This is a genomic window from Paraglaciecola arctica BSs20135, from assembly GCF_000314995.1.
Lineage (GTDB): Bacteria > Pseudomonadota > Gammaproteobacteria > Enterobacterales > Alteromonadaceae > Paraglaciecola > Paraglaciecola arctica.
In genome coordinates, this window is the sequence record NZ_BAEO01000065.1 from 18,615 (window position 1) to 30,920 (window position 12,306).

The following is a 12,306-nucleotide window of genomic DNA, read 5'->3' on the forward strand; positions in this document are numbered from 1 at the left end:
TTTGAAAACAAACACATCTTATAAACCGACAGCTTTATCACTGCTCACCCAACATGCATGAAATCCAACAGGCACACGCTCGGGTATTTTTAGGCGGCAAACAGGACCGGCGCTAATCTTACGAGCATCAAAAATCACCGCTTCACTATTACCTGTCTCATTGTCCGTGAGGAAACTAATAAGATACCCATCATCTTCATTTTTTGCATTGTCGGCAGGAGCAAAAGGAGTTTCAGAACCGCAACTTCCAGCAGGAAATTCATATATATCTTTCTCACGAGTTACATGATCAAATTTAAATATGCCACTGAAATTGATCATTGCATCGGTTGGCATAAGGGTGGAGTAGCTGTATCTATATTTCTTGCCTAACACCCAGTCAGCATTGATCATCGGAAACTCAACATTGGTATCATCAAGTTGCTCTTCAGTTGTTTCACCAGTAGCTAAATCAAAGGTCCATCTATAGAGCTTCACATCTTGCCAAGTACCCGCAGACTTCATGCGTTCTATGACACCATCACCTGGTTGGCGAGGCATAATAGGATCAGGTTGGCGACAACCGTCCATAATGATTTTGCCATCTTCTTCATAGGCATTCACTGTGTGGTACATATAGCAGGCACTGGCATCAAACCATTGAATATCTTGTTGTTTGCCGTGACGTGGGATAACAGCAAAACGACTTGGACGGTCTTTAAAATAATGTAAACCGTGACGACCTTCATTCCAGTGCAAAGGTAGATCCATCAGAATCGAGTAATTTTCGGTTATGGCCATATCGTGAGGCAATCTTGCTCCTGGCAATGGCACCTCGACGTAATCAGTTAACAGACCGTTTTTGTCCACCACGCCGTAGGTCAAATAGGGTTCTTCCATATTGTAATCAAAGAACATCAATTCACCGGTGGAGTCATCAACCTTGCAATGGGCTGACATCTGTCTTGGTAGTTTACTGTTAAAGGTTTCTTGACCTTCAGTTTCTAAAGTAACCGGATTAACCCTATAAGGAATGCCTGTTTGATAGAAAGTCGTCAGCAAAGCGCCATTGTGCCAAACAACATCGGTATTTGAGCCATCTTTAATGGAAAAGTCACTACCACTTCCAGGAGGGGAGTTAGGATCGGGCCTGGGCATCGCATAACCCGGCCATAGTACTTTTTGCGCTTCGCTTTCCATATTAAAGTGTTTAGTACGGATCCAACGATTTCTATAACTAGCTTTGCCATTTTTGAAAGACAAAGCGTGTAACATGCCATCACCGTCAAACCAATGGTGCGGTCCTTTACTAGCAAAGCGCGAGTTGGCGCCATTTCTGATATAAACACCGGTCAAATCGTCGGGCACCTTGCCCTCCAATACAACAAGTTCGTCTTCGGTATGCTCAAACTTTGTTGGCCCTAACGCGCCATGTAAGTATGGGTTCACATTGTGAAAGTGCTCTTCAACACCCGTCCACTCCGGTGTATCCTGTTGTTCATAATCTTTTATCATTTCATTTTTCATAATGATTTCCTTCTTAACTTAATGTCTGATGCGAATAGTTTTCGAAAACCGGATCACGATAGTTCTGAAAGCTTAAAACGTAATACTTTACCCAGTGGGTTACGGGGGATCTCAGCAACCAAAACCAACTTTTCTGGGAGTTTAAATGACGCAACATGTTGCTGTTTTAAATAGTCAATTATGTCTGCTAAGCTCAAGTGTTTTTCGGGTTTTAAAGTAACAAATACAGCAATGCGCTCCCCCATAATTTCACAGGGATAGGGAGCAACCGCCACATCTAAAATAAACTCATGGGCACTTAACAAGTTGTCTAGTTCCGCTGGCGCAATATTCATTCCACCGCGTATGATCAAATCTTTACAACGCCCGATAAATCGATAAAACTGCGGATCTTCTGACGATATTTGAAACAAATCACCTGTTTTGAAAAAGCCGTCTGAAGTAAAGGATTCAGCGGTTTTTTCGGGAGCTTTATAATAGCCATCGAATACACCTGCACCTTTGATTTGAAGTTCGCCGGGCTTGTTCATTTCGCTAATTTGCTCACCTGATTCTAGGTCAACGATACGGGTTTCCAATAACTCACTGTCACGAGGAAATAATCTTGCTCTTTTTTCTGCACTAGTGGTTTCATTGGGTCCACAGAGTAAACTCACCCCTTCATTTGATCCGAAATGGTTGACAATTTCGATCCCAAACAAATCTTTGTAGCCTTCAACCATCCATACATCTAGGGGAGCAGATCCTGAACCAATTGCTCGAATACCGGAAAAATCAATGGCATTTTTTAGCTTTTCGTCTTTTAACAAGGCATTGAGCAAAGCCGGGGGTGCTAGGGTGTAATTAACTTTTTCAGTCACAATTTGTTGTAGAAAAACCGGCAAGTTTAATGGGTGATGCAGTACTAACTTGCCACCACTGTATAACCAGCTTAAAAACATGCCTCCAATTGAGGCCATATTAATCAATGGAAAAGGGTTGAGTAATGTTTCATTGTCTTTAATCTGATTACCTAAATAGGTCGCCTTTCCAACCGCTAACCATTGATTGTGACTACGGGGGACGCCCTTTGGTGTTCCTTCGGTGCCTGATGTCCAACAAATCGTCATTAAATCATCAGCACCAATCTTGTTGTGTGCACAATAATCTGAGTAGCGGCTAGACGCTGAAGATTGCTCAATTGCTGCAGTCAGATCACAATCAGCCTCCCCAGCCCCCCATAACAGTATTTTCGGCGGACAACTGTGCATAGAAGACAGCTTGATGCTGCTTTTCATTCTTTCTAACAAAGAGGTTTGCTTAAATTTAGGTGTGGCAACAATGGCTGCAGGCTTTAGAATATCGATAATCGCAGTTAGCTCGTTTTCCTGATACTGAACCGGCACTGGACTCACAATAATGCCTAAGCGCGAGGCGGCAAGATAGATATATATTAATTCCACTACATTGGGCATTTGCACCAATAAAATATCGTCTTTACCCAAGCCATTTATCAAAAACACCTCAGTTAACTGGTTAATTTTATCAGCAAGCTCTTGGTATGTTAGCCGCAATGGGGCATCACCCGTTAAGTCGGTTTTATCCGCTGGATCAACTAAAGCGATACGTTCAGGGAAACGATTTGCCGTTTCATAAAATAAATCATGGAGCCTACGTTCACCCCACTCCCCAGTGTTGTGATATTGAGTTAATCTATTTTTGTCGCTGATTATCATATTATTGTTCCCCTTTTAACTTGCTCAGGTTCTTGCTTTTGCTCGGTTAACAAAGCAGATAAAGACTCTTGATATTCATTTGTTAACTCTTCAACAATCTCGGCAATGGCTTGAACTGCAGTTGAGCTACCAACACCTTGACCGGCGGCCCATATATCTTTCCAACGTTTGTTTTCAGCCCCTGATGCACTAGCAAAATCAATTTTTCCTTTATCAGGCAAATTGTCTGGGTCATAACCTCCGTTTGCCAGAGACTGACGTAGCCAATTGGCTTTGACCCCTGTAATTGCATCAGAAATGACAATATCCTCTGAATTTGATGCCACCACCATTTGTTTATACTCAGGCTGACATAGGCTTTCATTGGTAGGAATAAAACGTGTCCCTAAATAGGCGATATCTGCCCCCATAGCTTGTGCTGCTAATACGGCTTGACCGGTTCCTATACCTCCACCTAAAACTAGTAATCCTTGCCACCACTTACGTATTTCTTGTACAAACACAAAAGGTGAAAGATAACCAGTATGTCCACCAGCTCCGACACTCACTAGCACTAAACCATCGACTTTTGCTGCGGCCGCTTTTTTTGCATAACTAGGATTTATAACATCGGCTAATACTATGCCGCCGTAGCTATGAACTTGTTCAACTAAAGCTGCAGGACTGCCGAGTGCAGTAATAACAATAGGTGGTTGGTGCTTAAGGATCACCTCAAAGTCTGCTTTACCTCTAGCATAGGACGGGTGCACGATAAGATTCACGGCCCAAGGCGTTGTAATATTTTGACTCGCCAAACGGCTTTTGATTTGTCCCATCCATTCGTCTAGTATTTCTGGGGTACGCGCATTTTGGGTCGGAAAACTGCCTACAACCCCAGCTTTACAAGCATTAACCACCATATCGGGTCCAGAAATTAAAAACATCGGCGCTTGCATAACTGGGATGACTAATTTTTTAAGCAACAATGGTAAGGTCATAAGTCTGATTCCTGCATTACATAAGCCCAAATCACCGCCTAAAAGGCGGTGTAAACAAGATTAAAGATTAGATTAGAAGTTAACAGTCAGCTCAAGTGCGATGCTTCTTGGGCGGTCATAAATACCGTAATATGCGACGCCTGTTCCACCTGTGAGAGTGGTTGAAAAAGGCAACGAATTTGACAGAGTCATGACTCTCTCGTCGGTGATATTATTGGCAATAAGCGCCACTTGCCATTGATCATCATAATCAGCTAATGCAACACGTACCCCCCATCTAGTGTAGCTATCTTGTACTGTGTTTGGGTCAAGGGTGACACCAGCATTGTACTCGTCGCTATATTCCATATTGAGGCCATAAGTCATATAGGCCCAATCACCAATATCTTGTTGATACTGCAATCTTAGGCTTCCTGTAAGTTCAGGGGTATAAATGGCTCTTTCACCTGAGAGATTACACAAACCAGGTACAGTTGAGCTTAATACCTGGTCAGGCAATACCAAATCTGGCGCGCACTGGGCAATATCAAAGTCGCTATATTCAAAGTCTAAATAGGCTAATGATCCCGTTAGAACCAATGCTTCAGCGAGTAACCAACGTCCGTCTATTTCTATTCCTTTGGTTTCAGCTTTGGCGGCATTTTGCACATTGAAACCTACAACTCCATCAAATTGAGTAATTTGCAGATCTTCATAGCTAGTTAAAAATGCAGCGGCGTTTATTTCAAGGACGCCAAAACCAAACTTACCACCCAATTCATAACTGGTTGCTTGTTCATCTTCGAATTCAAAAGAACCTGGGTTGACTGGATTTTCAGGGTAACTATTTGAACGTATATCAAAACCGCCACCTTTACTGCCTTGGGTATAAGATGCATATAACATTGTGTCTTCGTCGATTTCATATTGAAGATTCAATAGTGGATCAAGTTGAGATTCTTTGCGATTACCTTCTAATTCGTGGGCATAAATTTTTATCGCACCCATAACGACTTCAAAACCAGCTTGAGGACCAAATGCAGGTGAACCAGGAAACAATCCGTCAGCAGGAATACCACTGGTATTCTCACCAGGCAAATTGAGTACTCGGTGGGCATCTTTTTCTTCTTTGCTATACCTTGCTCCAGCGGTTAGCGATAACTTTTCAGTAATTCGCCAATTCAACTGTGCGAAGGCTGAAAACACATCTGAATCTTGCGAATAATCTCTATCCCAGCTGCCGTTAACAACAGGCGCAAATGCTGGATTTGCAGCAAACGTACTGCCAAATAGCACGTTATCGTAGGTGATGAGTTCATTACCTTGTAAATAAATACCTGCGATATAATCAAAATCACCATCAGTCGGAGATGCAACTCTAAGTTCTTGACTCCATTGCTTAAAACTTTCTCCTTGCACAGAACCATCAAATAAATCCAGCGCCGTATAATCAACGTCTATGAGTTCATCAGTGGTGTATTTTAAGTAGGCTGTGGTTGACGTAATAGTGTAGTCATTGATGTCATAATCCACTTTCAGCATCAAATTTTCGACTTTATTATCGCTCTCTTGACCGTTATTTTGCGACTTGTAATCTTCGTCGGTTTCAACATAAAGTCCGCCTGCAAATATGGCTGAATAGGTACCAATAGGAGAGTGATTTTCAATGGCTCTTCCTGCCGTATCAAAAGTAGAAGATTCTGCTTTTAACAATATGTTTAAATTATCGTAGTCCCACTCGAGCATCCCTCTTAAATAAAGCTGATCTACACCCGGTTCCATGCGGTCTAAAGTGACGTTTTCAATCCAACCGTCCATTTCACGATAGGACGCTACAAATCGTCCGTTCAAGTTTTCTGTTAGTGGCCCAGATATCACACCAACGGTTTTAAATTCTTCTTGTTCAAATTCATATAGAGTCGTAATTGATGCTTCAAATTCATCAGTAGGTCGAGCTGAAGATAAGCTTATTGCACCTGCAATGGCATTTTTACCAAATAATATCGGTTGTGGACCACGTAATACCTCTACTCGCTCTAAATCTACCAGTGGTAATTGGATGAGCTGGTCACGGCCGTAATAAACTTCATCAACATACATGGCAACTGATTGTTCAAAACCTTTGTTACCACCAGAAGATATGCCTCGAATACCAATTTGATTAGTAATTCCCGACTTGGTTATGGTGAGGTTAGGCACTGAAGTGGCCATATCTGTCAGCGAGTTCATATTGCTATTTTTTAGTAATTCACCAGAGATAGCACTGATAGAAATAGGCACATCCTGTAACCCTTGCGCGCGTTTTTGCGCTGTTACCTCTATCACTTCTAACGATAGTTCTGAGTTTGATTCGTTCGCTTCTTGCGCTATCAAGTTAAAACTACTTCCCATCATCAACGCTGATATATAAATGGCTATACGCTTTTTTTTATAATTTTTTGGCATCGTCTGCTCCTGAACATTCAGAACTAAAGTATACGTTTAGACTTTACTTATTTAAGGTCTTATAACGCAAGTCGTAAAGGCTGCAAACCTTATATCCAAGGGTCTCTTAATGCAAGCTTTATTGTTAACATTTTGTTGTGAAAATGTTTGGTTATGTTTTTTTGAAACACACAGTTATTTTATAAGCAACTGATTTAAAACAGTTAATCATGTTGTTTATTTGTGTGACAAGGTTGCTGGTTAAAAATCGCGAGGCAAAAAGCAGGTCTAGACTCACGCCCAGACACACTATTAGTTTGAGGTATACCCACAGTTATTTAAGAGGCTAACTTAAGGTAAGAATTAAAGAGTTTTAAATACGCTCATTAAAAAACTTATATGACACCTCTTTCTCGAAAGCCTGTTATTTGATTTGGGTCAAATCCAATTTCATTTAAAATTTTATCGGTGTGTTCTCCCAAGGTAGGGGCCCGTTTAAATTCACAAGTCTGGGATTTAGAATAATTAATTGGATGGTTAACAATAGGCGCAGCACCTGGGCTATTTGGATAATCAACGGATTGAAATAGTTTGCTTGCCACTACATGTTCATTTTTTAAGGTTTGTGCAGGTGTTAATAACTCTCCCGCGGGTATGCCAGCTTTTGATAACTCAGCTAAGGCAGACATGTTGTTATGTTGTGCGCACCACTGCTCCATACGTTGGCTAATGATATGTCCATGATCCCCTCGTCCTTGATCGCTAGCGTACTTAGGATCGTCGAGCCACTGATTTTCTTGCAATAAATTGCACCAACGTTTGAAAAGACCTTGGCCAACCACTTGAACAGATAACCAACCATCTTGGGTTTTAAAGGTATCGGTAGGAGCATTAAACTGACCACGAGTGCCACTTCCTTGGCGATTTTTGTGGAGGATCGACTCCTCAATCAATGCCGCATTATTAAAGGTTAATGCGGTACTCAGTAAGCTGCCCTCTACAATCTGGCCTTCACCGGTTTTCATTCGATGCATGATAGCGGCTAGGGTGCCAAAAGCACTAAGAGAAGCGGTCCCAAAATCACAATAAGGTGCAAAAGATTTGGCCGGATGGCCTTCAGTTCCGCTTAAATGCATGCTGCCAGACATGGCTTGGGCAATGGTATCAAACCCCCCTCGTTCGGCGTAGGGACCCAATGAACCAAACGCGGTATTTAAGGTTAAAATAATACTGGGGTTAATTGCACATAATGACTCGTAATCTAAGCCCATTTTTTTTAATGCTTGAGGCGGTACATTAACCACCACTACATCAGCAGTTTTGACCAAACGCTTGACTATATCTTGGCCTTCTTCGGTCATTGGATTTAAGGTCATGGACTGTTTGTTGCGACCAATTTGCATGTGGTAAGCCCCTTCACCATCGGAGGTGACGGGTACCGTATAGCGGTCTTCCCCACCAGAGGGTTTTTCTATGCGTATAACATCGGCCCCTAAATCGGCCAATAAGGTAGCGCAAAAGGGTCCAGCAATGTATCGGCCAAAATCCAATACACGTATGCCGCTCAGTATTTTATTCAATGGTACTACTCCTAAACAGTTTATGATGCATTAGTAGGCAATTCTCGACTCGTTTAATTGGCACGCTCTAGCACTGTAACAACTGTTGCGGCTTCTTCAGTTTCATAAAAACCACCACCATTTTCTGCCACCGCAATCTTGCAATTTGGCACTTGGCGTTGACCCGCTTCACCTCGCAGTTGCGTCATTAGTTCATGAATTTGCATGATGCCAGTTGCCCCTACTGGGTGTCCTTTGGAAACTAAACCACCAGAAGGGTTTACCGGTACTTTGCCGCCTAGTTTAGTTTGTCCCATTTCAGTGAATACACCGCCTTCGCCTAGCGGGCACAACATTAGGTTTTCGATTTGCTGGATTTCAGAGTACGCAGTAGCATCATGTACTTCGACCACGTTTATTTCGCTCGGATCAATCGAGGCTTGTTCATAAGCTGCAGTTGCAGCCACCCGGCCAATGTGTCGCTCAAATTCATCAGGCGCTCGGTTTGAACCACTCGCTAAACTAATTCCGCGAATTTTAATGGCCCGTTTAGCATTAAGTTTTGCCAAACCTTTTGCTGAACACACCACAGCTGCCGCCCCGCCATCAGAGATGGGCGCACACATAGGTAAGGTAAAGGGCCAACTGATAAGTCGGCCATTAAGCACTTCATCTACCGAATAGTCTTTTTGATATTGGGCCATAGGATTCATGGTGGAATGCCAATGATTTTTAGCCGCGGCAATAGCAAACTGCTTTTGTGTGGTACCAAAACGTTGCATATGTAAACGTGCTTGAGCAGCATAACTATCCATAAAAAAGCTTTTTTGCCCGGTATCGAGCAATCTAAACTCTTCGGGAATTTCCTCTATGGCTTGCTCTGAAACCATATTTTGAAATTCTTCTAGTCTATGGATATCGGTACCACCTAAAAATGCTCGAAACATAGCATCACGCTTTTCAGGAAAAAACATTTTTTCAGCGCCAACCACTAAGGCGATATCACACATTTGCGCCCGTATATGAGCTACAGCTTGCAATAAAGCAGTTGAACCAGAGGCGCAAGCGTTTTCCACATTGGTGATGGGAATACCTTCAAAACCCATAGGCCGCAAGGCACATTGGCCTCTAATGCCATTTTGCCCTTCTAGTAGTCCTTGTCGTGTATTTGAAAACCACGCAGCTTGAATATCTTGTTGCTGAGCATCGGCATCGTTCAAAGCCAGTGAAACTGCCTCATGAGTTAATTGTTTAACACTTTTATCAACAAATTTACCCAAAGAGGTCATGCCAATGCCGGCAATAAATACATCAGTCATTAATTTTACCTTTTATGATGAAAGTTAAAGAAAATATCCAGCCTGATGGCTAGACCATTCTCTTTCTTTGTACGATCCGAAAACGATTGGTGACAAAGGCCAAGTCCGTTAAACAGGCGTTGCCCGCAGGATTCATACCTGTTACATGGTAATCACTGTAAGCTGCCGCAAAGTTAATTGGCATGCCCATTAAATTACAAGCCACCGACGCACCAGCATCGTTGTATGCGTCTTGGGCTTTTTCTAAAAAGGTTTCATCGGTTGAGTACACATGGGACGTTATTGCTCCGCACTCACGGGCATTAGTCGTTGCTTCGGCTAAGCATTCATTCGCACTAGCACTTTTGATGATAAATGAGATTGGTCCAAATAATTCTTCCCGGTAGTACTCTCGTTGGTTTTCAGTGACAGCAATGATGAGTGGAGTTGCTGTGCGAGCATTGGGATAACCAGGATTTTCATAGGGCTTCGACTGCCTCAAAATACTGCCAATATCATCCCCTATTTGAGTAAAACGGGTGATGGTGTTGTAGATGTCTTCCGTCACTAAGGTGCCACACAAAAATGCCGCATGTTTAGGATCGGCAAGTAAGGTATCAACCTCAGTCACTATGGCTTGTGCCACATCATCAAAGCTAACGGATTGCCCATTAACAGTGATCCCTTTAGCGGGAATATGAATATTCTGCACACTAGTACACATTTGAGCTGAAGCCTGACATAACGACTGAGCAATGGCAGTCGCCATTTTGGCTAAATCATTAGTAGATTCAATTACAACCGAGTTACAGCCGGCTGTTTCGGTATACACCAGCGCGTCCTGACAGTTCTTTTCTATCCAGTTTCCAAAAGTCGGACTACCTGTAAAATCAATAATGGCGGTGTCTGGATGGTTGAGTAATGCCATAGTGGCAGGTTCTTCACGGGTATCGGCGACCATAGTGACTAGATTAGGATCGAATCCAGCCTCGCTTAATACTTCTCTACATACACTTACCATTAATGCCACTGGCAAAATCGCACTGGGGTGTGGTTTTAATACCACTGGATTTCCGGTTGCTAAACTGGCGGTTAATGCGGGATAGCCATTCCAAAGGGGAAAAGTTGCACAACAAACCGTTACACTGACACCACGAGGCTTAAGTCGATACTCTTTGAGCAAATTAGCGTCACCAGCAGCACCAAAACTGCGAGTCCATTTAGCGGTTTGTGGAACGTCCTGCATTGCTTTATAAGCGTAAACTAGTGCTTCTAATCCGCGATCTAATGCGTTAGCGCCACTGCCCGCAAACGCCATAATGTAACTTTGACCAGCGGTATGCATAGTTGCATGTGCATTCTCAAATAGTTGTTTAGAGCAGCGATCTAATATTTCCATACAAATACCCACTCGCGTATCAACTCCGGCGTTAGTCCAGGCAGGTATGGCTTTGTTGATTTCAATATATAAGTCTTCGACATCAAGCTTAGGGTAAGTGATACCTAGCGGCTCGCGAGTGTAAGGTGAAACCTCAGCCCCCGTTCTACCTTTTTCGCCGGGTAATTGCATAGGGTAATCTTTATTCAACATGGCTTCGAAACGCATCTTTCCTTGTTTCGGAACATCATTACCATGGATTTTACTGCTCGGGCTTTCAGTGTAAGCAGTCCAAGAATAACGATGTTGGCAAGCATCGAGGGCTTTATTTAATTTGGGTAAATGCTCTTTGAACCAATGGGTCACAATGTAAGTCTCACAATGAAAGTTATTATTTTGTTAAATTATCAGTGAACAAAGTGTTTATCAAGTTTTATTATGAGACTCACTATGTTTTGGGTAACAGATGGGATAATATTTATTGATGAACATAGAAAGCCAAATAGCATCAAACCCTGTCGCCAGAGCACTGAAAATAGTTGGTGATCGTTGGACCATACTTATTTTACGTGATGCCTTTTTAGGCCGTCATAAGTTCAGCGAATTTAGGGAATACAGTAAAATCGCCAGAGGTACTCTGACAAATCGTCTGGAGTTTTTGATTGAGCACGAAATATTACACAAAGTGCCCTATTCCCAATCCCCTCCTCGTTTTGAATATAAGCTCACGCCCAAAGGACTGGCCTTATATCCTTGGGCATTGATGGTATGGGAATGGGAAACACACTGGGGCAAGCACTCGGACTCCAATATGCCGTCTGTGCTCATACACAATGTAGATGAGCAACATACCTTAAAACCCATTTGTATTTGTCGACATTGTCAAAACGAAGTCACCTATAAAGATGTTGAGCGGGTGCATGATCACAACGTTGCAGATATTCCAGTTAAAAATGTAGTTGATACCATCAGTGCTCAGCGCCGTTCACGGGGTAATACCGTATCTGATTCTGATTATAGACTTGGTCACATAATCGAAATAATAGGCGATCGTTGGAGCACCTTAATAGTAGCAAGTGTTTTTTTGGGTTTGAGTCGTTATGATGATTTTCATCAGCAGTTGGGTATAGCCACTAATATCTTGGCTGACAGACTTAAACTGATGGTTGATTTAGGTGTATTTACTCGCAATATTTACCAAGAATCACCTCCACGTTATGAATATAAACTCACTGATAAAGGCGAGTCGTTATACGGCATGACTATGGCGATAAGACAATGGGTGTTGGATTATTTCCCCCCAATGGAGCGAACCTTCAAACTAATTCATAGTGCCTGTGGTAGTGACCTTGATGTGGATGTAATTTGTGCTGAATGCTTGCATAAACCTCAGACTGAAAAAGTGCATTTTAGTAGTCAATAACAGCTAACTTAGCCAATATACATTAGCTAAGTTAGGGGGCGCTTATA

The 12,306-nt window shown here is 42.5% G+C and carries 8 protein-coding genes; 1 reads left to right on the plus strand and 7 read right to left on the minus strand.

The window, feature by feature from the left end; all coding sequences use genetic code 11:
• Nucleotides 1-18 precede the first annotated feature (18 nt).
• The 7 genes from GARC_RS22605 to paaN form a co-directional block, all read right to left on the minus strand.
• A complete protein-coding gene (locus GARC_RS22605; RefSeq protein WP_007624907.1) occupies nt 19-1,506 on the minus strand; it encodes a carotenoid oxygenase family protein in 1,488 nt (495 codons plus the stop codon).
• A gap of 53 nt (nt 1,507-1,559) precedes the next feature.
• Nucleotides 1,560-3,221, minus strand: coding sequence for a class I adenylate-forming enzyme family protein (locus tag GARC_RS22610; protein ID WP_007624908.1), 1,662 nt, complete (start codon nt 3,219-3,221; stop codon nt 1,560-1,562).
• On the minus strand, nt 3,218-4,198 hold the full coding sequence (locus GARC_RS22615; protein WP_007624910.1) for an NAD(P)H-dependent flavin oxidoreductase: 981 nt from the start codon (nt 4,196-4,198) through the stop codon (nt 3,218-3,220). Before GARC_RS22615 ends, GARC_RS22610 begins: the two co-directional genes overlap by 4 nt.
• A 72-nt stretch (nt 4,199-4,270) precedes the next feature.
• Nucleotides 4,271-6,622 carry a TonB-dependent receptor gene (locus GARC_RS22620; RefSeq protein ID WP_007624913.1) on the minus strand — a complete coding sequence of 784 codons (2,352 nt, stop codon included), beginning with the start codon at nt 6,620-6,622 and terminating at the stop codon, nt 4,271-4,273.
• A gap of 374 nt (nt 6,623-6,996) precedes the next feature.
• Nucleotides 6,997-8,181: a CaiB/BaiF CoA transferase family protein gene (locus GARC_RS22625; RefSeq protein WP_007624915.1), complete on the minus strand. Its 1,185-nt coding sequence runs from the start codon at nt 8,179-8,181 to the stop codon at nt 6,997-6,999.
• 53 nt (nt 8,182-8,234) lie between these two features.
• Nucleotides 8,235-9,479, minus strand: coding sequence for a thiolase family protein (locus tag GARC_RS22630; protein ID WP_007624917.1), 1,245 nt, complete (start codon nt 9,477-9,479; stop codon nt 8,235-8,237).
• Nucleotides 9,480-9,528: 49 nt separating this feature from the next.
• The gene (gene paaN, locus GARC_RS22635) at nt 9,529-11,202 is read right to left on the minus strand and encodes a phenylacetic acid degradation protein PaaN (RefSeq protein WP_007624918.1); all 1,674 of its coding nucleotides are present in this window, start codon (nt 11,200-11,202) and stop codon (nt 9,529-9,531) included.
• A gap of 118 nt (nt 11,203-11,320) precedes the next feature.
• On the opposite strand from paaN, the gene GARC_RS22640 reads away from it, so the two are divergent.
• On the plus strand, nt 11,321-12,259 hold the full coding sequence (locus GARC_RS22640; RefSeq protein ID WP_007624919.1) for a winged helix-turn-helix transcriptional regulator: 939 nt from the start codon (nt 11,321-11,323) through the stop codon (nt 12,257-12,259).
• The last annotated feature ends 47 nt before the right edge of the window (nt 12,260-12,306 follow it).